General features: G+C 73.8%; 18 protein-coding genes. 9 read left to right on the top strand and 9 right to left on the bottom strand.

The window, feature by feature from the left end; genetic code table 11:
* Positions 1–92: 92 nt before the first annotated feature.
* From L6E12_RS19915 to L6E12_RS19900, 4 genes are read right to left on the bottom strand one after another with little or no spacing between them, the layout of a single operon-like run.
* Complete coding sequence (locus tag L6E12_RS19915) at positions 93–578, bottom strand: hypothetical protein (protein ID WP_236229434.1); 486 nt, start codon at positions 576–578, stop codon at positions 93–95.
* A 44-nt stretch (positions 579–622) separates the two neighbouring features.
* Positions 623–1,561 carry a helix-turn-helix domain-containing protein gene (locus tag L6E12_RS19910; protein WP_236229433.1) on the bottom strand — a complete coding sequence of 313 codons (939 nt, stop codon included), beginning with the start codon at positions 1,559–1,561 and terminating at the stop codon, positions 623–625.
* On the bottom strand, positions 1,561–3,087 hold the full coding sequence (locus L6E12_RS19905; RefSeq protein WP_236229432.1) for a carotenoid oxygenase family protein: 1,527 nt from the start codon (positions 3,085–3,087) through the stop codon (positions 1,561–1,563). Before L6E12_RS19905 ends, L6E12_RS19910 begins: the two co-directional genes overlap by 1 nt.
* A gap of 2 nt (positions 3,088–3,089) precedes the next feature.
* Complete coding sequence (locus L6E12_RS19900; protein WP_236229431.1) at positions 3,090–3,230, bottom strand: hypothetical protein; 141 nt, start codon at positions 3,228–3,230, stop codon at positions 3,090–3,092.
* A gap of 93 nt (positions 3,231–3,323) precedes the next feature.
* Between L6E12_RS19900 and L6E12_RS19895 the strand changes: the two genes are divergently transcribed.
* Positions 3,324–4,502: an acetyl-CoA C-acyltransferase gene (locus L6E12_RS19895; protein WP_236229430.1), complete on the top strand. Its 1,179-nt coding sequence runs from the start codon at positions 3,324–3,326 to the stop codon at positions 4,500–4,502.
* Between the two features lie 304 nt (positions 4,503–4,806).
* Entirely contained in the window at positions 4,807–5,355 is a 549-nt protein-coding gene (locus L6E12_RS19890) for a DUF6801 domain-containing protein (RefSeq protein ID WP_035280083.1), read from the top strand.
* Between the two features lie 212 nt (positions 5,356–5,567).
* On the opposite strand, the gene L6E12_RS19885 is transcribed toward L6E12_RS19890, so the two are convergent.
* From L6E12_RS19885 to L6E12_RS19875, 3 genes are all read right to left on the bottom strand, one after another.
* Positions 5,568–8,351 (bottom strand): bifunctional GNAT family N-acetyltransferase/acetate--CoA ligase family protein, encoded by a 2,784-nt coding sequence (locus L6E12_RS19885; RefSeq protein WP_236229429.1) that lies wholly within the window; start codon positions 8,349–8,351, stop codon positions 5,568–5,570.
* 1 nt (position 8,352) lies between these two features.
* Positions 8,353–9,531, bottom strand: a complete 1,179-nt coding sequence (locus tag L6E12_RS19880) for an acetoin utilization protein AcuC (protein WP_236229428.1) — start codon at positions 9,529–9,531, stop codon at positions 8,353–8,355.
* A 648-nt stretch (positions 9,532–10,179) separates the two neighbouring features.
* Positions 10,180–11,055 carry a sulfurtransferase gene (locus L6E12_RS19875; protein ID WP_374201913.1) on the bottom strand — a complete coding sequence of 292 codons (876 nt, stop codon included), beginning with the start codon at positions 11,053–11,055 and terminating at the stop codon, positions 10,180–10,182.
* Positions 11,056–11,160: 105 nt separating this feature from the next.
* On the opposite strand from L6E12_RS19875, the gene L6E12_RS19870 reads away from it, so the two are divergent.
* From L6E12_RS19870 to galE, 3 genes are all read left to right on the top strand, one after another.
* Positions 11,161–11,856: a metal-dependent transcriptional regulator gene (locus L6E12_RS19870; protein ID WP_236229426.1), complete on the top strand. Its 696-nt coding sequence runs from the start codon at positions 11,161–11,163 to the stop codon at positions 11,854–11,856.
* The gene (galK, locus tag L6E12_RS19865) at positions 11,853–13,031 is read left to right on the top strand and encodes a galactokinase (protein WP_236229425.1); all 1,179 of its coding nucleotides are present in this window, start codon (positions 11,853–11,855) and stop codon (positions 13,029–13,031) included. Before L6E12_RS19870 ends, galK begins: the two co-directional genes overlap by 4 nt.
* A gap of 91 nt (positions 13,032–13,122) precedes the next feature.
* A complete protein-coding gene (gene galE, locus L6E12_RS19860; protein WP_236229424.1) occupies positions 13,123–14,079 on the top strand; it encodes a UDP-glucose 4-epimerase GalE in 957 nt (318 codons plus the stop codon).
* Positions 14,080–14,147: 68 nt separating this feature from the next.
* Here the strand turns inward: galE and L6E12_RS19855 are convergent, their stop codons facing one another.
* Both L6E12_RS19855 and L6E12_RS19850 read right to left on the bottom strand, forming a co-directional pair.
* Positions 14,148–15,140, bottom strand: a complete 993-nt coding sequence (locus tag L6E12_RS19855) for a DUF4192 domain-containing protein (protein ID WP_236229423.1) — start codon at positions 15,138–15,140, stop codon at positions 14,148–14,150.
* A gap of 170 nt (positions 15,141–15,310) precedes the next feature.
* Complete coding sequence (locus tag L6E12_RS19850) at positions 15,311–16,165, bottom strand: M23 family metallopeptidase (protein ID WP_236229422.1); 855 nt, start codon at positions 16,163–16,165, stop codon at positions 15,311–15,313.
* A 175-nt stretch (positions 16,166–16,340) separates the two neighbouring features.
* Between L6E12_RS19850 and L6E12_RS19845 the strand changes: the two genes are divergently transcribed.
* From L6E12_RS19845 to L6E12_RS19830, 4 genes are read left to right on the top strand one after another with little or no spacing between them, the layout of a single operon-like run.
* The gene (locus L6E12_RS19845) at positions 16,341–17,897 is read left to right on the top strand and encodes a mucoidy inhibitor MuiA family protein (protein ID WP_236229421.1); all 1,557 of its coding nucleotides are present in this window, start codon (positions 16,341–16,343) and stop codon (positions 17,895–17,897) included.
* Entirely contained in the window at positions 17,897–18,157 is a 261-nt protein-coding gene (locus L6E12_RS19840) for a 3'-5' exonuclease (protein ID WP_236229420.1), read from the top strand. The genes L6E12_RS19845 and L6E12_RS19840 overlap by 1 nt, the downstream gene beginning before the upstream one ends.
* Before the next feature lie 36 nt (positions 18,158–18,193).
* Positions 18,194–18,466 (top strand): hypothetical protein, encoded by a 273-nt coding sequence (locus tag L6E12_RS19835; protein ID WP_236229419.1) that lies wholly within the window; start codon positions 18,194–18,196, stop codon positions 18,464–18,466.
* A 25-nt stretch (positions 18,467–18,491) separates the two neighbouring features.
* On the top strand, positions 18,492–20,540 hold the full coding sequence (locus L6E12_RS19830) for a prolyl oligopeptidase family protein (RefSeq protein WP_236229418.1): 2,049 nt from the start codon (positions 18,492–18,494) through the stop codon (positions 20,538–20,540).
* The last annotated feature ends 145 nt before the right edge of the window (positions 20,541–20,685 follow it).

The following is a 20,685-nucleotide window of genomic DNA, read 5'->3' as shown; positions in this document are numbered from 1 at the left end:
ACCCGGAAGACGGACCCACCGGCCGTTGCGGTTGCACGGAGGCGCCCCGGTCGGCGGGGCAACACCGACCGGGGCACCGGGAAAGGGGTCTGTCAGCCCTTGCGCTGTTCGTTCTTGAGCACCACCGGGCGCTCGCCCAGCGGCTGCGCCAGTTCGACGGTCAGCTTCGGGTAGCGCAGGTCCATCGTGCACATCTGCGCCTCGGCGGGCGTGGTCTCCACCAGGGTGACCGCCACCTTGCTCTCGGACTGCTCGGTGACCTCCGCGCTCGCCTTGCCGCAGCCGCCCTCCTGGGCGACGACGCCGAGGGTGGACCCGTTGTCGAGCGTCCACACCATCACCGGGTAGTTCTCCTGCAACCCGGTGGTGTCGACCTGCGCGGTGGCCACCTGCACGCCGCCCTCCGGGGGCGTGCGGGCGGGCTGCCGGTCGGGTTCGGCGTCCGGTGCCTGGGTCGCGGTGGCGGGCGGGGGTGCGGCCTCGGGTCCCGCCGGGCTCGCACCGGAACCGCAAGCGGACAGCGCGGCCAGCAGAACGCCCGCTCCGACAATGGTCTTGAGGGTGTTGAGGCGCTTCATGCCCAGGGGACGGAGGTCACCGGGACCGGGGTTGCACGGGTTCGTCAGACGACCGACATCTGCTTGCCGCTCAGCGGCTGCGAACAGGCCGAGCACAGCAGCAGCACGGAGAACGGGTGGTCCGAGTCGCGGTGCCGGAAGACGACCGCGGGGCCCTCCGGGGCGAGGAACCAGCGCTGGCCCCACTCGATCGCCGACATGACCACCGGGAAGAACGCGCGGCCCTTGTCGGTCAGCCGGTAGTCGTGCCGGTCGGCGCGGTCGGCGTCGCCGAAGGCCTCCAGCACCCCCAGCGAGCAGAAGGTGCGCAGCCGGTCGGCGATGACCGTGGCGGGGGCGCCGAGCCTGCGCTGGAACTCCGAGAACCGGTGCGCGCCGAGGTAGGCCGCACCGAGCATCGCCGCCGACCAGCGGTTGCCGATCAGCGCCCGGCTCTCCGGGAAGAACCCCGGCCCCAGGTTCGCCGAGCCGCTGGAGCGCCTGCGCATGGTGGTGTTCGGCGCCGACCGGGGCCACGAGCCGCTCGGCCCGAACGCGCCGGTCACCTCCCGCGGCGACACCACGTCGCCGCACTCGCGGCAGGCCATCAGCGGGTCGAACAGGTTGCCGCAGGTCAGGTGGCGCATCCGGGGCAGGTGCTCGGGGTGCCCGCCCGCCCAGCGCACCTCCCAGGCCCAGATGGTGACCAGCACCGGCCACAGCGCCGCCCCGCGCGGGGTCAGGTGGTACTCGCACCGCGGCGGGTCCCGGTCGTACTCGACCGGGTCGAGGATGCCCAGCTCGGACATCCGGCGCAGCCGCGAGGTCAGCACCGCCTCGGAGATCGGCAGCAGTTCCCGCCACCGCTCGGGGCGGCGCACACCGTCCTGCATGGCGTGCCGCAGGACCAGCAGCGTCCACTCGTCGGCGGCCACACCGATGGCGAACGCGATGGCGTTGTCGCCGCCCGCGCCCAGTCGGGTCGGGCGGTCCGGTGGGTGCATCACGGGGTGGACAGCCCCACAGCCGCCGCCGGGTCCTCGGCGGTGCGCCAGCCGGGGAGCTGCGCGCCCGCCGCCCAGGTGCTGTGCGTGCCGCTGGAGACCCGCTCGGGCAGTCGGACCCTGGCCACCGGCCCATCGCCGACCCGGGTGGCGTCGAAGACCAGGCACTCGGACCGGTCCTCGGTCATATCGGTCGTCATGGTGATCACGTAGCCGTCGTCCTCGCCGCGCGAACCCACCCTGGGGGCCACCGCGGTCTCGCTGCCGAACACCCCGTCGCCGTAGCGGTAGCGCTCCTGGGTGCCGGTCAGCAGGTCGTGCTTGACGAAGCCGTCGAACAGGAACCACCCGGGGACCCCGGTGGAGGCGTAGGTGTAGCGGTAGGGGCGGCCCGCGTGACCGGCGTTGACCATGCCGAACTCGGTGATCGAGTCGGTGAGCCGCTCCTCGGTGGTCCGCCCCGTCACCAGGTTCAGCCGCCACCGGTGCAACCGGGTCTGCAAGCCGTCGAGGGAGAGCATCCGGAACATCCTGGCGTAGGACTGGTCGCCGGGGAACACGCTGCCGCGTCCCTCCGGGTCGGACTGGAAGAAGCCGTCCAGCACGATCTCGTCACCGTCCTCGTAGGCGTTGACGAAGTGCAGCACGAACGTCGACTCCGCCTCGAACCAGCGGACGTCACCGCCGTCCGCGCGCCTGGGGAGCACCCCCAGGCGCATCGGCATGTCCCGGTGGAAGCGGGCGGAGTGCACCCCTTGGGCGAGGAGTTCGGGCTTCCAGAACAGTGGGCAGTCGTTGAGGATCGTGTAGTTCTCGGTGAAGGCCATGTCGTGCGGCAGCCGGGGGCCGGGCAGCTCGACGTCGGTGTAGTGCACGAGCTTGTCGTCGGGGCTGATGACGCCGTAGTGCATGTACGGCGACTCCGTGCCGTAGTTGAAGAACAGCAGCTCACCGCTCACCGGGTCGACCTTGGGGTGCGCGGACACCCCCTCCGCGGGGAACGCCCCGCCCCAGTCGGCCTTGCCGACGGTGTCGAGGGTGAGCGGGTCCAGCCGGTAGAGGTCGCCGCACTGGTAGAAGCTGGTGAGCGCGACGCCCGCGTGCACGACCACGTCGGTGCTGGAGGCGTCCTTCATCCGACCGCGGGCACCCCACCCGTCCTGGCGCAGCGCGTCCTCCGGGCGCTCGGCCACCCCGGCCCACAGCGACTTGCCCGCGTCCTGCTCGGCGAGGAACCCGTCGGTGCGCACGAACCTGTTGCGGTAGAAGGCCTTCCCGTCGCGGAAGCCGACCACGTGCACCATCGAGTCGCCGTCGAACGGGTGGTAGTCGGTCCGCGCCGGGTGCACCGGGTTCTCGGTGTTGCGCAGGTACACCCCGTCGAGGTCGGTGGGCAGCTCCCCGATGACCTCGCACTCGCCCACCGCCCACTCCACCGACTGCGGGCGCCACGGCCCGCTGCGGTAGGGGTGGTCGTCGCCGTCGGGCAACGTGCTCAGCACCCGACCCAGGATCTCCACGTCCACGCCTACTCCCCCTGCCGTTCCCGCACGAGCGCGACGGGTGTCGCGGTGCTGCCGCCCGCGTCGACCCCACCCGCGCCGGGGGACCGGGCGGCCCCCGCCCGCGCGGGTTCGTCCACGGGCACGGGGAGCCGAGCGCCTGCCATGTGCCGACCGCCTCCTTGCCCCTGCCGGGAAATCGAGGCTACAACTGGCGAAGTTCCCAGGCCAGCCCCGGGAACGAGGGGGGTGTCGACGGCATGGGCGACGAGGTCTACCTGCTCGACTACGTCCGCACGCCGCTGGGCCGCGGCCGACCGGGCGGCGGGCTGCACCGGCTGAGCCCGTTGGACCTGGTCAGCGGCCTGCTGCGGGCACTGGCCGCGCGCGCCCCGGCGCTGGACCCCGGCCGGGTCGACGACGTGGTGCTCGGCTGCGCCGCCCAGGTCGGCGAGCAGGGCGGCAACCCGGCGCGGACCGCGACGCTGCTGGCGGGCTGGGGCGACCGGGTGCCCGGCGCGACCGTGAACCGCTCCTCGGTCTCCGGCCTGGACGCAGTCACCCAAGCCGCGGCCAGGATCCGCGCGGGCGAGGCCGACCTGGTGGTCGCCGGTGGTGTGGAGAGCCCGTCGCGGGTCGCGCCGCGCGCCGACCGCGCCCCCCAGTGGGACGACGCGGAGCTGGTGCGGCGCACCGGGGCCGTGCACCCGGGGGTGGCCGCCGACCTGACCGCCACCCTCGACGGCTTCACCCGCGAGGACCTCGACGCCTACGCCGCGGCCTCGCACCGCAGGGCGGCGGCGGTCACCAGCCCGTCCCTGGTCCCGTTCGCCGGGCTGGCCCGGGACGAACTGGTCGACGGCGCCACCTCGGCCGCGGTCCTGGCCCGCCTGCCGCCCGCGTACGCCGCCCTGGGCGCGAACGGCCAGGACGCGCTCGCCCTCGCCGGGCGCGGCGGACCGGTGTCGGTCGAGCACGTGCACACCGCGGCCACCTCGGCGGCCCCCGCCGACGGCGCGGCGCTGCTGCTGGTCGGCAGCGCCCGTGCCGCGCACGCCCTGGGTCGGGCACCCCGGGCGCGGGTGGTCGCCTCGGCGCTGGTGGCGGGCGACCCGGCGACCGCGCCGTTCACCGGCCCGGCGGCGATGGCCGAGGTCCTGCGCCGCGCCCGGTTCCCCCCGGACCGGATGGCGGTGCTGGCCCTCGCCGAGGTGTTCGCCGCCCCGTGCCTGCGGGTGCGGCGGGACTTCGACGCGGGCCCCGACCGGCTCAACCCGGCGGGTGGCGAGCTGGCCACCGGGCACGCGGCGGGGGCGGCCGGGGCGATCGTGCTGGGTGGGCTGCTGGAGTCGCTGGAACGCGCGGGCGGGCGGCTCGGCGTCGCCGGGATCGGCGGTGGCGCGGGCCTCGGCGCGGCCGTCCTGCTCGACCGCGGCTGACCGGATGCCGGACTCGGCTCCCACCCAGTGGGAAGGTGGCGAACTGTCCACTCATCCGCGCGCAGTGTGACGGCCGTCCTACTCGGCTTCGGTGACAAATTCTCAGATCATCCGCCGAATTGCCTGTTCCCGGGTTGCGACGTTGGGGAATAACGCACTAGCGTCGATTTCAGTAGCCCCGGTTCTCCAGAACTGCCGGAACTACTGGGATTCACTTGTTCGTCGATCTCAACGATGAGAGGAACTGCCAGTGACGACAGCCATGGCTAGCAGGACGAAGCGTGCGGTGACCGGTGGCGGAGTGGTGGCAGCTCTCGCCGCGCTCGCGCTGTTCCTGTTCGGCTCGGGCAACGCCCTCGCCGCGGACAAGACGCTCACCTTCTCCGGCGAGTTCCCGCTGATCGGCAAGCAGCAGGTCTCGACCGTGGTGCACGTGGACATCCCCGCGACGGCCACCCCCGGCCAGACCGTGTCGGTGCCGTTCAGCATCGATGTGGACGCGGGCGCCTCCGCCTCCGACGGCCTCCGCCTGGTCGGGGCCACCAAGATCTCCGGCAACATCAAGGCCGCGAGCGTCGTGACCCTCAGCGACGGCCAGTCCGTCTCCATCCCGGTCGAGCTGCCCATCGCCGAGACCCCGGTCCCGGCCACCGGTTCGCTGACCTTCACCGCCGAGGGCTCCGTCGACTTCACCGTCCCGACCGGTGTCGCCGCCGGTGACGCCACGGTGAGCGTCGACCCGGCCGCGGTGTCGCACATCGTGACCGACAGCTCGCTGGGTGAGTTCGACGTGAACCTGTCGCTCGACCCGACCGACCAGGACACCACCCTGGGCACCACCACCGTTGGCTGACCCCCGGGTTGTCGAGGGACACGGGATTCAGCGATACGGGATATGAGTACGAGAGTGCGTGAGTGATTCCGACGGCAGCGGCGGACATGGGAAACCATGTCCGCCGCTTTCGTCTGCCGGGCAGCGGATATCCCTACGCGGATTCCACCGGTATTCCCCGGCGCATTGTCGATCTCGGGGTTGCGATCTCGTTGTGATCTCGGGCGGGCGGATCAGCCCCAGCCCCCACCCGCGGCGTCGGGAATGGCGAGCAGCCTGCGCGGGCCGGTGTCGTGCCGCGAGGGCGGCGGCCCCACGGTGACCCGGCCGCCGGTGACGAACGCCCCCGCGGCCGAGACGAGGATCGGCTCCACCGCGGCCGCCCGCACCTCCGGGACGTCCTCGGCCAGGGCCGCCACCCGCAGCACGAGCCGCTCCAGCGCGGCCAGGTCCGCGGGCTCCCCACCGCCGTACCCGGCCAGCAGCGGCGCCGCCCGGGGCGCGCGCACCAGCGCGGCGGCGTCGGAGTCGGTCATCGGCACCGCCCGGTGCGCCCGGTCCCCCAGCAGGTCGCTGACCATGCCGGACAGCCCGAAGGAGACCAGGGTGCCGAAGGAGGGGTCGTCCTGCAGCCCGACGGTGCAGGAGTTGCCCTTGGGCGCCATGCGCTGCACGTAGACCCCGTCCTCGCCGGAGACGGCGCGCAGGTCGGCGTACGCGCTGCGGATGGCGTCGGCGCTGGTGAGGTCCAGCCGCACCCCCACCAGGTCGGCCCGGTGCCGGAACCTGCGGCTCGCGGTCTTGAGCGCGACCGGCAGCCCCAGCTCCACCCCCGCCGCCACGGCCGCCTCGGCGCTGTCGACGATCCGGAACGGCACCATGGCGATGCCGTAGCAGGCCAGCAGCCGCACCACCTGGTCGTCGGTCAGCTCCACGACACCCCCGCCCCCACCGGCCAGCGCCTCGGCGACGACGGCCAGTGCCCCGGCCCGGTCGATCCCCTCCGGTCGGGTGAACGCCCCCGCCGGGGACAGCCGCCAGCGCGCGTACGCGGTGGCCCGCGCCAGCGCCAGCGCCGCCCGCTCCGGACTGGGGTAGGAGGGCACCGAACCCCGCCCGGGGGCGCCGTCGGGACCGGGCACCACCAGCTCGGCCGGGATGCCCTCGGCGGCCAGGAACGTGCTGACGATCGGCTTGCCCGCCGCCTCGGCCGACTCGGCCACGGCCTCCCGCAGCGCCCGCGCGTAGGCGGTGCCCGGGATGGCCAGCGGCGGCACGAACACCACGATCAGCGCGTCCACGTCGGACCGCAGCAGCGCGTCGGCCACCGCCGAGGCGAACACGTCCGGACCGGCCTGCGCCCCCACGTCCACCGGGTCCCCGGCCAGGGTCAGCCCCTGCCCCACCGCGGCGTCCGCGGCCAGCAGCCCGATCGCCGAGGAGTTGCCGACCACCGCCACCCGGTCCCCCGGCGGCAGCGGCTGGTGGGCCAGCACCAGGGCGGTGTCGAACAGCTGCGCGATCGACTCGACCCGGATCACCCCGGCCTGCTCGAACAGCGCCTGCACGCTGTTCTCGTCCACCGCGACCCCGGTCGCGGCCAGCGCGGGCAGCACGCCGCGGGCCCCGGACTTCACCGCCACCACCGGCTTGGTGCGGCTGAGCCGCCGCGCCAGCCGGGCGAACTTGCGCGGGTTGCCGAAGGTCTCCAGGTACAGCAGCACGACGTCGGTCGCGCTGTCGGTCTGCCAGTACTGCAGCAGGTCGTTGCCGGACACGTCGGCCCGGTTGCCCGCCGAGACGAACGTGGACAGCCCCAGCCCGCGCGCGGCGGCGTCGGCGAGGATGGCGGTGCCCAGCGCGCCGGACTGGCAGAAGAACCCGGTCCGCCCCGGCCCGGGCAGCGTCGGCGCCAGCGTCGCGTTGAGCCGCACCGCCGGGTCGAGGTTCACCACCCCGAGCGCGTTGGGTCCGACGAGGCGCATCCCGTGCGCCCTGGCCTCCTCGGCCAGCCGCCGCTCCGCCCCGCGCCCGTCCGGCCCGGTCTCGCCGAACCCGGAGGTCACCACCATCAGCGTCTTCACGCCCTTGGCCAGGCACCCGTCCATCACCTCGTCGACGCTGGCCGCGGGCACGGTGACCACGGCCAGGTCCACCGGGTCGGGGATGTCCAGCACGGAGGGGTAGGCGCGCACCCCGCGCACCGAGCGGTGCTCGGCGTTGACCGGGAACACCGGCCCGGCGAAGTCGGCGGCCAGCAGGTTCCCCAGCACCGCCCACCCGATCTTGGTGGGGTCGGTGGACGCGCCGATGACCGCCACCGACCGCGGGTGCAGCAGGTTGTGCACGCTGCGCGCCTCGGCCGCCTGCTCCCGCGAGTGCGCCACCTCCACCGAGGCCTCGGTCGGGTCGATGTCGAACTCCAGGTGCAGCACGCCCTCGTCGAACGCCCGGCTCACCACGTACCCGGCGTCGCGGAACACCCGCACCATCTGCGCGTTGTCCGACAGCACCTCGGCGACGAACTTGCCCAGCCCGCGCTCCCTGGCCGCGGCGGCCAGGTGCTCCAGCAGGATCGACCCGAGCCCCCGCCCCTGGTGGTCGTCCTCCACGACGAACGCCACCTCCGCGGAGTTCCCGTCCGGCAGCCCCTCGTACCGCCCGACGGCGATGATCTCGTCGCCGAGCAGCGCGATGAACGCGACCCGGCTGTGGTGGTTGACGGTGCTGAAGCGCTTGAGGTCGCGGTCGGGGATGCGCGGGTAGGGCCCGAAGTAGCGCAGGTACCGGGTCCGCTGCGACAGCCGCCCGTGGAACGCCCGCAGCACCTCGGCGTCGCTGGGCACGATCGGTCGCAGGTGGACGGTCCCCCCGTCCGACAGCACCACATCGGCCTCCCACCGACGCGGGTAGTCGTACGGGTCGTCCGCCACCCCACCCGAACCCGCGGGCACACCGATGCCGGGGCCCGAGGCCGGGGTCGTGCTTCTGCCCGCGTCCTGGCCTGCGTCCGCCATGTCAGTCCCTAGGGTCGTCCGGGTCGAGGCCGTGCAGCGGGAAGATCGCCCGGCGCACGTCGCGGATGGCCGCGTCCACCGGCGTCTCCAACGCCCCGTCCCACGGGGCGAAGGCGGTGTCGGTGCCCTCCCCCATGGCCAACGGCAGGTCGGCGTCGGGCGCGACCCGCCGCACGGTGTCTAGCCACTCGGTGGGCACCCGCGTCGCCGGGTCGAGGTCCCGGTCCAGCACGGTCGCCAACAGGTGGGTCCACGACCGGGGTACCACGCGCAGTAGCTGGTAACCCCCGCCGCCGGTGGCCAACCAGCGCCCGCCCGCGTACTCCTCGGCGAGCGCCCGCAGCGCCCGGTAGGTGGCCCGGTGCCCGTCCACCGACAGCGACAGGTCGGCCAGCGGGTCCTCCTCGTGGGTGTCCACCCCGCACTGGGTGACCAGCACCTGCGGCTTGAACGCCCCGAGCAGCGAGGGCACCACGGCGTGGAAGGCCCGCTGCCAGTCCGGGTCGCGGGTGCGCGGCGGCAGCGGCACGTTCACCGCGCTGCCCTGCGCCGACCGCGAGCCCAGCTCGGTGACGAACCCGGTCCCCGGCCACAGCGTCGCCGGGTGCTGGTGCAGCGAGATGGTCAGCACCCTGGGGTCGTCGTAGAACGCCGCCTGCACACCGTCCCCGTGGTGCACGTCCACGTCGATGTAGGCGACGCGGTCGAACCCGTTGTCCAGCAGCCAGGAGATCGCCACCGCGCAGTCGTTGTAGACGCAGAACCCGGCCGCCCGGTCCCGCATGGCGTGGTGCAGCCCACCGGCGATGCTCACCGCCCGCAGGCTCTCCCCCGCCGCGATCCGCTGCGCCGCCAACAGCGTCCCACCCACCACCAACGAGGAAGCGGCGTGCATCCGGTCGAACACGGGGTTGTCCGCGGTCCCCAACCCGTGCCCGACGTCCCACGACGCCATCGGCGCCTCCCGAACAGCGGCGACGTAGGACACCTCGTGCACGCGTTCCAGGTCGGCGTCGCTCGCGGCCTCCGGCACGTGCAGCTCCACCCCGTCGAGCACCCCGAGCGCCCGGGCCAACCGCATGGTCAGCTCCAGCCGGATGGGGTTGAACGGGTGGTCACCGCCCAGGTCGTAGTCGAGCAACGCGGCATCCCAGACGACAGTGGCGGCTCCATCACCCATGCCAGCACCCTAGTGGCCCACCTCCCTCCCGGACCCACGAGTGCTCCGCGCCACCGAGCGCACCCTCCGCGCGACCACCACCACGGCCCGAGGACCCCCGAGCCAAGTCCGCACCCCCTCACCCACGGGCCGACGATGCACGAGCCCGGAAAGAATCCCGAGCACCGCGCACCCCCGACCCCGGCAGTCGAACACCGACACCCAGCACCCGGAGATCCCAACGCCCGGCATCCGGACCGACGCCCAGCACCCAACGTTCGGCAAGCAGCGCCCAAGTCAGGCGCCCAGGCACCCGGCGGCCGGATCCAGCGCCCATCATCCGAACTGGATACCGGGGCGCCCGGTACCCAGCACCCAGCCGCTTGATATCCCGCACCCGGTGCCCAGCAGCCAGCGCCCGACACCCGGTTGTCCAGCACCCGGCACCCGGTGTCCGGCAGCCGGTCTCCCATCGTCCCGGCTGGCGCTGGACGCCCAGCGCCAGCAGCATCCAGGACCCGACGCCCCGTGCCCGATCGCTCGGCACCCGGTGCTCGGCACGCGGTGTCCAGCGTTCGGCGCCTCGGTATTCGGTGTCCGGTGTCCGGTGTCCGGCACCTCGGGATCCGGGCCCGGTGCTCGGCGCCTGGTGGACCTGTGTCCGGTGTGTCAGTGCCCGGGGGCGTCGCCCGTCGCGGCGGGGCGGGTCGGGTCCGCCGACCAGGCCGACCACGAGCCCGCGTACAGCGCGGCGGGTGCCTGTGGCCCGGTCACCCCGGCCACCTCCAGCGCCAGCACCACCGACGACGCCGTCACCCCCGACCCGCAGTAGGCACCGACCTGACCACCCGGCACGACCCCGAGCCCGGCGAACCGCGCGGCCAGCGCCTCGGGCGCCAACCACCGACCGTCCGGCCCCACGTGCCCGGCGAACGGGGCGTTGACCGCTCCCGGCACGTGCCCGGCCCTGGGGTCGACCGGTTCGACGTCACCCCGGTAGCGCTCCGGTGCCCGCGCGTCGAGCAGCACCCCGGTCCCGGCGAGCGCGGCGGCGCCGTCCGCGTCGAGCACCGGCATCCCACCCGGGCGCACCACGACATCCCCCGGGTCCGGCATCGGGACCGCGGTGTCGACCGCACCGCCCTCGGCCACCCAGGCCGCGTACCCGCCGTCGAGGACGGCCACGTCCGCGTGGCCCGCCCACCGCAGCAGCCACCAGGCCCGGGCGGCGACCGACCCGTTGTCGGCGTCGTAGACCACCACCGGCCGGTCCGCGCCGACCCCGGCCGCGCGCAGCACGCGCTGCAGATCGGCGGGGTCCGGCAGCGGGTGCCTGCCCCCGGTTCCCGGCGGGGAGGCCAGCTCGGTGTCCAGGTCGACGAAGACCGCCCCGGGGACGTGCCCGGCGTCGTACTCCTCACGCCCCGGCGGGCCCCCGAGCCGCCAGCGGACGTCCAGCAGGACCGGCGGGAGGGGTCCGACCAGGGAAGCGGCGAGGTCGGCGGCGGACACGAGCGGACTGGTGAAGGTACCCACGCCGCCCATCCTGCCGAAGCCGCCCCGCCGGGGCCGAGCCGGTCACCCACCGCGACGGCCGCGCTGCTCCGGAGGGGGGAGCGGCTAACATGGTGGTGACGAAGGGGAACCGACGTGAACGATCTCATCGACACCACCGAGATGTACCTCCGCACCATCTACGAACTCGAAGAGGAAGGCGTCGTCCCCCTGCGCGCCCGGATCGCCGAACGCCTCGGGCAGAGCGGTCCGACCGTGAGCCAGACCGTCGGCCGGATGGAGCGCGACGGGCTGCTCGTGGTCGCCGGGGACCGGCACCTGGAGCTGACCGACCACGGCCGCTCGCTGGCCGTCGCGGTCATGCGCAAGCACCGGCTCGCCGAGCGCCTCCTGGTCGACGTGATCGGCCTGGAGTGGGAGCACGTGCACAGCGAGGCGTGCCGGTGGGAGCACGTGATGAGCGAGGCGGTCGAGCGCAAGCTGGTGCGCCTGCTCGGCAACCCCACCACCTCCCCGTACGGCAACCCCATCCCCGGGCTGGACAAGCTCGGCGACGGGGAGCCCGCGCCGCCGGTCGAGGCGGGCCTGGTCCGCATCGACGAGGTGGCCCGGCGCGGCGGCGGCAAGGTGGAGATCCGCCGGATCGCCGAGCACGTGCAGCTTGACCCGGACCTGATGGCCGACCTCAAGTCGGTCGGGATCCTGCCCGGCAACGTCGTCGACGTCGGCCCGTCCAAGGGCGACGGCAACCCGATCGAGGTGACCGGCGCGGGCAACTCCGCGGAGCTGGCGCCCGCGGTCCTGCACGCGGTCCTGGTCCGCGCGAGGTGAGCCCGGTCGATCGAGCCGCCGAGCGGTTCCGGCGGCTCCTCGACCACACCCCGGACGGGGTGTGGTCGGCCCCCGGGCGGGTCAACCTCATCGGGGAGCACACCGACTACAACGACGGCCTCGTGCTGCCGTTCGCCCTGCCGCACCGGGTGGCGGTCGCCGCGGCCGCGCGCGCGGACGGCCAGCTCACCATGATCACCGTCGGGGACGACGGCGTGCCGCAGCGCGCCCGCCCCGCCGCGGTGTCCGGTCTGGAGCCCGGCTCGGTGACCGGCTGGGCGGCCTTCCCCTCCGGCGTGGCTTGGGCGCTGCGCGAGGCGGGTGTCGCCGAGGGCGGTGCCGACCTGGTCATCTCCGGCGACGTCCCGGCCGGGGCGGGACTGTCGTCGTCGCACGCGCTGCAGTGCGCGGTCGCCCTGGCCCTGCTGGGTCTGGCGGGGGTGGCCCCGGACGAGGACTCCTCCCCCACCCTGGCCGAGGTCGCCCGGTGGGTGCAGCGCTCGGAGAACGACTTCGTCGGCGCCCCCACCGGCCTGCTCGACCAGACCGCCTCGCTGTGCTGCGTGGCCGCGCACGCGCTGTTCCTCGACGTCCGCTCCGGGGCCCGCGAGCAGGTCCCGTTCGACGCGGCCGCCGCGGGCTTGGAGGTGCTGGTGATCGACACCAGGACCAAGCACTCGCTGGCCGACTCCGCCTACGGCGAGCGCAGGCGCGGCTGTGAGCGCGCCGCCGCCCTGCTCGGCGTGCCCGCCCTGCGCGACGTGCCCGCGGCGGGCCTGGCCGAGACGCTGGCGGCACTGCCGGAGGACCTGCGGCCGCTGGTGCGGCACGTGGTCACCGAGAACGAACGGGTGCTGACCGTGGTGACGGCGCTGCGGGCGGGCGCGCTGGCCGACATCGGCCCCCACCTGACCGCCTCGCACACCAGCCTCCGCGACGACTACCGGGTCTCCTGCCGCGAACTCGACGTGGCGGTGGACGCCGCCGTCGGCGCGGGCGCGCTGGGGGCCAGGATGACCGGCGGCGGCTTCGGCGGCTCCGCGATCGCGCTGGTGCCCGTGGACCGCTCCGACGCGGTGCGCGAGGCGGTGTCGACCGCCTACGACCGCGCGGACCTGGGCGCGCCGCGGATGTTCACGGCTGTGCCGTCCGCGGGCGCGCGCCGCGACGCGTGACGTCCGCTCGACCCCGGGCCCGGGCCGGGGGACTCGGGGCACCCGCGGACGAGAGATCCCGAACAACAGACGAACGAAGGCGAGGAACACGGTGAAGCTGCTCGTGACGGGTGGGGCCGGGTACGTCGGCAGCGTGTGCGCGGCCCGACTGGTCGAGACCGGCCACGACGTGGTCGTGGTGGACGACCTGTCGACCGGCCACGAGGACGCGGTGCCCGAGGGTGCCCGGTTCGTCCACGCCGACATCGGCGAGGCGGCGGGCGACCTGCTGGCCGAGGGGTACGACGGTGTGCTGCACTTCGCGGCGAAGTCACTGGTCGGCGAGTCCATGGTGGACCCGGCGAAGTACTGGGACGGCAACGTCCTCACCTCCTTGAAGCTGCTGGCGGCCATGCGCGAGCACGGCACGCCCCGGTTGGTCTTCTCCTCCACGGCGGCCACCTACGGCGAGCCGGAGCAGGTGCCGATCCTGGAGACGGCACCCACCCGCCCGACCAACACCTACGGCGCCACCAAGCTGGCCATCGACCACGCGATCACCTCCTACGCCAAGGCGCACGGCCTGGCCGCGGTGAGCCTGCGGTACTTCAACGTCGCGGGCGCCTACGGCGGCTTCGGCGAGCGGCACACCACCGAGACCCACCTCATCCCGATCGTGTTGCAGGTCGCCATGGGCACCCGGGACAAGATCTCGATCTACGGCGAGGACTACCCCACCGCCGACGGCACCTGCGTGCGCGACTACATCCACGTGCTCGACCTGGCCGCCGCGCACCTGCTCGCACTGGAGCACGCGGTCAAGGGCGAGCACCAGGTCTTCAACCTGGGCACCGGCACCGGCTTCTCCAACCGGCAGGTCGTGCAGACCTGCCGCGAGGTCACCGGCCACCCGATCCCCGCCGAGTTCGCCGCCCGCCGCGCGGGCGACCCGGCCGTCCTGGTCGCCTCCGCCGACGCCGCCGCCGAGGTCCTCGGCTGGTCCCCCGAGCGCGCCGACCTCACCACCATCATCAGCGACGCCTGGGAGTTCACCCGGGCCCGTGGCTGACCACCCCCGGTCGGGGCCACCGGGTGCGGCGGCCCCGACCGGTCCGGCCGCGCCGCGCTGACCGGTCATCAGCCGATCGACCGGGTGAGCATGTCGCGGAACTCGTCCGGCGGCAGGGCGCGTTCCAGGCAGGCGCGCAGGAGCGCGGCGAGGTTGTTGTCCGAGTCGGCCGCGTTCGCGAGCTCGAGGGCCATCTGGGCGAGGGCGCCGTCGCCGCGCAGGTAGGCGTGCACGGCCAGCAGGCAGGCGGGGACCGACCGGTGCGGGTCGGGGAGCATCCGGACCAGGCGCGTCCACAGGCGTTCGGCCACCCCGGCGCGCTCGGTGAGGGCGATGGTCAGGCAGTGGCCCCGGATGTCCGCGTCGGACAGCGCGATCGCCAGTCCGGCGACCAGGTCGTCGTCGAGCGCGGGTTCCGGTGCGGGCGGGTCGCTCGCACCGGCAGCCGCCATCTCCGAGATGGTCTCGTCGACGAGCGACGGGTCGGGCGGCGTGGTGGCGGACCGGATGAGCGCCGCGCGGCGGGCCAGGTCGACCCGGGGGTCCTGGGTCAGGGTGTCGGCGAGCGACTGCCGGTCGGGGTAGCGCACGGCCCCCGCCACGGTCATCGCCACGGCCAGGGCCGAGGTGTCCGGGTCGACGACCTTCCCGGTGCAGGCGCAGTCCGCGTAGCACCACCACGGTTGGCCTTCCGCCGTCGCCGGGGCCCACAGGGCGTGCGGGACGGTGACGGAGACGGCCTCCAGGTTGTCCACCACGCGCCGCACCAAGTCCTTGCGCGCCAGGCGTTCACCGCCCACCAGCACGAGGAACGCGGCGGACGCGGAGTGGCCGGTGGCGATCTCGGCGAGGTGTTCGGCCATCCCCCCGTAGTCCTCGGGTGCCGGGAGGTCGGCCCTGATCGCGGTGCCGATGGCGGCGTCGCCCCCGCCGGGGCGCTCGACGACCGTGATCAGGACGAGCGAGTCGACCGGGTGGAAGCCGAGCAGGTTCGGCACGGCGGCCACGAGGTCGCCGCCGTCGTGCAGGGCCAGGGTTGTGCGCAGTGGCGTCGGTGTCATGGGTCCACAGTGCGACCGCGGCGGTGGCGGCGAAAGGGTGTCTTCCCGCCTGTGGATGAATTGGACCCATGTGGACAAAAAGGCCCGACGGGGCCGCCGGATCGGCGGGCCTGTCGGGCCTTCCTGATAACCTTCGTCGGCCGGGCCGGCTATCCTTTCTAGAGCAATACCTAGCCGCAGTGCTCGAAAGCGCTGGTGTAGGTCGACGAACCCGCGGACCCACCCCACTTCACGCACTTGGCCGCGGCCGACTTGGTGACCGGTCCGGCGTAGTAGGCGAACGACCCGGAGTCCGTGGTCCGGGTGCCGCCCTGGACCTCCAGGAAGGCCGACACCGACGACGCCGAGCCGATCGAGGTGGACTTGATCGTGGCGACGCAGTTGCTGCCGGTGGACGCGTTGTACATCAGGTAGACGCGGCCCGCGGTGCCCAGCGCGGCGGAGTCGATCTGGCTGAACGCGCTGCCGCAGACCTCCTCGGCGGTGTACGGGTTGGAGCTGCCGGAGCACCTGTTGTTGCTCGTGTAGTTCTTCGTGCCCCAGTAGAGCGCGGTGGCGCCGTTGAACACGACCCGCTGGGCGACGCCGTTGAGCAGTTCCTCGAAGTGCAGGTGCGCCCCGGTCGACCCGCCGGTGTTGCCGACGTTGCCGATCTGGGCGCCCTGGGCGACGCTCTGGCCCACCGAGACGCGCTGCGCGGAGAGGTGGGCGTACCGGGTGCGCCAGCCGGAGCCGTGGTCGATCTCGATCCACCGGCCGTAGCTGGTGCTGCCCTCGTTGGCGACCCGCGACACGGTGCCGCCCGCGGCGGCGACCACCGGGTCCCCGTCGTCGTTGGTCCGGTTGAAGTCGATCGCGTTCGCCGGGCTGTGGTTGGTGCGGGTCTGCCCCGACCACACCTGGTTGCACGGGAACGGCAGCTGGAACGACGGCGCCGCGGACGCGACACCGGCCCCGACGACGAGCACACCCGCGGTCACCACGGCGGTGCCCGCCAGGGTCATGAGCTTCCGTACCTTACCCATCTCCACCTCCGCAAACGTCGATTCGGAGCGATACGACCACGCTCCGTGCGCAGGCCCAAAGCGTTTCCAGCCGATTAAGGGGTGGGGGTTCGACGAACAAGGGGGTGTCCGGGTGACCCGCGGCCGCCGGTGATCCGGGGACAGGTGTCGGGTCCGGTGGGTAGCCTCCCCCGACGTGGAGACTCACGTGGAAGCCCCGATCGTCGCCGTGACCGTCTACCCCGGACAGGCCAGGGTGACCAGGCGCGGCAGGGTGGCGGTGGAGTCCGGGGAGCACCGGGTGCGGGTCGGCGGGCTGCCACTGGGCCTGCACCCCGACTCGGTCCGGGTCAGCGGCCGCGGCCCGGCGACCGTGCTGGGCGTGGACGTGCGCCACGAGCACAACGCCCGCACCCCGGACGGCGCCTTGGCGGAGCTGGAGGAAGGCCGCGACGCCCTGCGCGCCCGCCTGCACGAGCTCAGCGACCAGGACACCGTCCTCGGCGCCAGGGCCGACCTGCTGACGGCGCTGGGCACGCGCACCGGCAGCACGTTCGCCCAGGCCCTGGCCAAGGGCGAGACCGAACCCGCGAGGGTGGCCGAGGTGGGCGACGCGCTCGCGGGCCAGTTGGCCGCCGTGCTGCGCGAGCGGCGCGCCCTCACCGAGAACCGGCAGCGGGTGCAGGCCGAATACGACGAGGCACAGCGGCGGATCGCCGACCGCGGCCGCGAACGCGCCCCGGACCGGCGGGTCGTCGAGGTCGAGCTGGGTACCGACCAGGCGGGCGAGGTGGAGCTGGAGGTCTCGTACCTGGTCGACGCGGCGGGGTGGGAATCGCGCTACGACGTGCGGCTGACCGGTGGCGCGCTGCGGCTGACCTGGTACGGGCTCGTCACCCAGCACAGCGGCGAGGACTGGCCGGAGTGCGAGCTGCGGCTCTCGACCGCGCGCCCGGCGGCCACCGTCGAGGTGCCGGAGCTGGCACCGTGGTACCTCGACGTACCGCGCCCGCCCGCGCCGAGGATGGCCGCCCAGGCGAGCTATGGCGCAGCCATGCCGATGGCCGCGGCGCCCGGTGGCGCGGTCCCCGCCCCGAAGGCGATGACCGAGGCGGTGGCCGCGGTCGAGCACAGCACCGCCTCGACCACCTACCGCCCGTCGCGGCCGGTCGCGGTGCCCTCGGACGGCGGCGCGCACCGCACGACCGTGGCCGCGGTGGACCTGCCCGCGGCGGTCGACCACGTGACGGTCCCGCTGCGCGGTCCCGAGGCCTACCTGCGCGCCACCGTGGTCAACACTTCCGAGCACGCACTGCGGCCGGGCCGGGCGTCGATCTTCCACGACAGCGAGTTCGTCGGCGTGACGGACCTGGCGCCGTGGGCGCCGGGCGAGGAGATCGAGCTGACCCTGGGCATCGACGACCGGGTGCGGGTGGAGCGCGAGCTGGTCCGGCGCACGGCGGGCAAGGCGGTCATGGGCGGGACGCGCAGGCAGGAGGTGTCCTACCGGATCAGGGTGGGCAACTACGGTCCGCACCCCGCCCGGGTAACCGTCATCGACCAGCTCCCGGTCTCCCGCATCGAATCGGCGGTCGTGCGGGACGTGACCCTGCACCCGCAGCCCACTGAGACCACGGAGCTGGGCGAGGTGACCTGGCGGGTGGAGTTGCCGCCGGGGCAGACCGGTGAGATCTCCTTCGGGTTCCGCGTGGACATCGCCAAGGGCGTGACCATCACCGGCTGGCGCGACTGATGGAGGAACCGCACCGGTTCCTCAACGTGGTCGACGTCGAGGCGACGTGCTGGTCGGAGCGCCCCCCGCCGGGGCAGGTCAGCGAGGTCATCGAGATCGGCCTGTCCGTGGTCGACACCCGCACCCGCGAACGGGTGGCGCGGCACGGGGTGCTGGTCCGCCCCACGCGGTCGTCGGTGAGCGCGTTCTGCACCGAGCTGACGACCCTCACCCAGGACCAGGTGGACGGCGGGATCTCCTGGGCTGAGGCGTGCGCCTAGCTGATCGATGAGCACCGCTCGCGATCGCGCACCTGGGTGAGCTGGGGCGACTACGACCGGCGGCAGTTCGAGCGCCAGTGCCGGGACACGGGAGTGCCCTACCCGTTCGGTGCCCGGCACGTCAACGCCAAGGCGGAGTTCGCCCGGGCCCGCGCGCTGCCCCGCGAACCCGGCATGGCCGCGGCGCTCCGGCGCGCCGGACTGCCCGCCGAGGGCACCCACCACCGGGGCGAGGACGACGCGTGGAACATCGCCGCACTGGTCGTCTCCCTGCTGCGATCGGGCCTGTGGACAACTTCCCCGGGCTGACCCGGCTCGGTGGCAAACTGGCCCCATGACCGACGCCGACACCACCAACGACCCCCACCTCTGGCTCGAGGACGTCACCGGCGAGCAGGCCCTGGCCTGGGTGCGGGAGCGCAACGCCGAAGCCGTCGCCGCGCTGACCGGCGGCGAGCGGTTCGAGACGACCAGGCGCCGGCTGCGCGAGGTCCTCGACGCCGACGACCGGATCGCCTACCCCCGCCGCCGCGGGGAGCACCTCTACAACTTCTGGCAGGACGCGGCGCACCCGCGCGGGCTGTGGCGGCGGACCACCCTGGAGGAGTACCGCGGCGGCGACCCGGAGTGGACGGTGCTGCTGGACGTGGACGCGCTCGCCGAGGCCGAGGGCGAGAACTGGGTGTGGGCGGGCGCGGCCGTGCTGCGGCCCGACTACCGGCTGGCGCTGGTGGAGCTGTCGCGCGGCGGGGCGGACGCGGCGGTGGTCCGCGAGTTCGACGTCGAGGCGCGCGAGTTCGTCGCCGACGGTTTCACCCTGCCCGAGGCCAAGTCCCGGGTGGGCTGGATCGACGCGGACACCGTGTACGTCGGCACCGACTTCGGCGACGGCTCGATGACCTCCAGCGGGTACCCCAGGGTCATCAAGTCCTGGCGGCGCGGCACCCCGCTGGAGGAGGCGGAGACCGTCTTCGAGGGCAAGCCGGACGACGTCAGCGCCTTCGCCTACCACGACAGCACCCCCGGCTTCGAACGCGACTTCGTCGGCAGGCACCCGGACTTCTTCAGCAGCGAGGAGTTCCTGCGCGCCCCGGACGGCACGCTGACCAGGATCGACGTGCCGGACGACGCGAGGACCGACGTGCACCGGCAGTGGCTGCTCGTGTCGCTGCGCTCGGACTGGGAGGTCAACGGCACGACCTACCCGACCGGCGCCCTGCTCGCGGCCGACTTCGACGCCTACCTCGCGGGCTCCCGCGAGCTGACCGTGCTGTTCGAGCCGGACGCGCACACCTCGCTCAGCGGGTACACCTGGACCCGCAACCACCTGATCCTCAACGAGCTGTCCGACGTCAAGACCAGGCTGGAGGTGCTCACCCCCGGTGCGGACGGCTGGACGCGCGAGCCCCTGCCGGGGGCGCCGGAACTGGGTTCGGCGGACGTGATGGACACCGACCCGGACAACTCCGACGAGTACCTGCTCAACGTCAGCGGCTACCTCCAGCCGTCCACGCTGATGCGCGGCGAGATCGGCGGGGAGGTCGAGGTGCTGCGGCGCGCCCCGGCGTTCTTCGACACCGACGGCCTCACCGTCGAGCAGCACTTCGCCACCTCGGACGACGGCACCAAGGTGCCGTACTTCGTGGTGCGCGGCGAGCAGACCGGCAGCCCCACGCTGCTCTACGGCTACGGCGGTTTCGAGGTCTCGCTGACCCCCGGCTACTCCGGCGGCCTGGGCCGGGCCTGGCTGGAGCAGGGCGGCACCTACGTGGTGGCCAACATCCGGGGCGGCGGCGAGTACGGGCCCGCCTGGCACCGGGCCGCGCTGCGGGAGAACCGGCCGCGCGCCTACGAGGACATGGCGGCGGTGGCGAAGGACCTGGTCGCCCGCGGCATCACCACCCCGGAGCGGCTGGGCATGCAGGGCGGCAGCAACGGCGGCCTGCTCGCGGGCGTGATGCTGACCCGCTACCCGGAGCTGTTCGGCGCGATCGTCAGCCAGGTGCCGCTGCTCGACCTGCGCCGCTACCACCTGCTGCTGGCGGGCGCGTCCTGGATGGCGGAGTGGGGCGACCCGGACGACCCCGCCGACTGGGCCTACCTGCAGGGGTACTCGCCGTACCACAACGTCCACAGTGGAACGAAGTACCCACCGGTGTTCTTCGTGACCTCGACCCGCGACGACCGGGTGCACCCCGGGCACGCCCGCAAGATGGCCGCGCGGATGCGGGAACTGGGTTTCGAGCCGCTGTACTACGAGAACATCGAGGGCGGTCACGGCGCGGCGGCCGACAACGCCCAGCGCGCATTCATGTCCGCGATCGTCTACGAGTTCCTGCTGCGGACGCTGGCGCCGGAAGGAGGTGTCGGTGCCGCTGGGTAGTGTCTGAGCGGTGATGGCGCTGCACTGCCTCGCCACGGACGCGGGCGACGTGGCGCTGTGGGCCGAGGACTCCGAACTGCCCGCACGACGGCCCGGCCGGGCCTCCCGGACCGCGGACGCCCACCCGTTCGCGGTGCCCGCGGAG

Source organism: Actinokineospora sp. PR83, assembly GCF_021056305.1.
Classification (GTDB): Bacteria; Actinomycetota; Actinomycetes; order Mycobacteriales; family Pseudonocardiaceae; genus Actinokineospora; species Actinokineospora spheciospongiae.
This window is presented reverse-complemented; position numbering and strand designations above follow the sequence as displayed.

Coding starts and splice junctions, on each gene's coding strand:
- L6E12_RS19915 (WP_236229434.1), bottom strand. CDS start 578: ATGAAGCGCCTCAACACCCTCAAGACCATTGTCGGAGCGGGCGTTCTG.
- L6E12_RS19910 (WP_236229433.1), bottom strand. CDS start 1,561: ATGCACCCACCGGACCGCCCGACCCGACTGGGCGCGGGCGGCGACAAC.
- L6E12_RS19900 (WP_236229431.1), bottom strand. CDS start 3,230: ATGGCAGGCGCTCGGCTCCCCGTGCCCGTGGACGAACCCGCGCGGGCG.
- L6E12_RS19895 (WP_236229430.1), top strand. CDS start 3,324: ATGGGCGACGAGGTCTACCTGCTCGACTACGTCCGCACGCCGCTGGGC.
- L6E12_RS19885 (WP_236229429.1), bottom strand. CDS start 8,351: ATGGCGGACGCAGGCCAGGACGCGGGCAGAAGCACGACCCCGGCCTCG.
- L6E12_RS19880 (WP_236229428.1), bottom strand. CDS start 9,531: ATGGGTGATGGAGCCGCCACTGTCGTCTGGGATGCCGCGTTGCTCGAC.
- L6E12_RS19875 (WP_374201913.1), bottom strand. CDS start 11,055: ATGGGCGGCGTGGGTACCTTCACCAGTCCGCTCGTGTCCGCCGCCGAC.
- L6E12_RS19855 (WP_236229423.1), bottom strand. CDS start 15,140: ATGACACCGACGCCACTGCGCACAACCCTGGCCCTGCACGACGGCGGC.
- L6E12_RS19850 (WP_236229422.1), bottom strand. CDS start 16,165: ATGGGTAAGGTACGGAAGCTCATGACCCTGGCGGGCACCGCCGTGGTG.
- L6E12_RS19840 (WP_236229420.1), top strand. CDS start 17,897: ATGGAGGAACCGCACCGGTTCCTCAACGTGGTCGACGTCGAGGCGACG.
- L6E12_RS19830 (WP_236229418.1), top strand. CDS start 18,492: ATGACCGACGCCGACACCACCAACGACCCCCACCTCTGGCTCGAGGAC.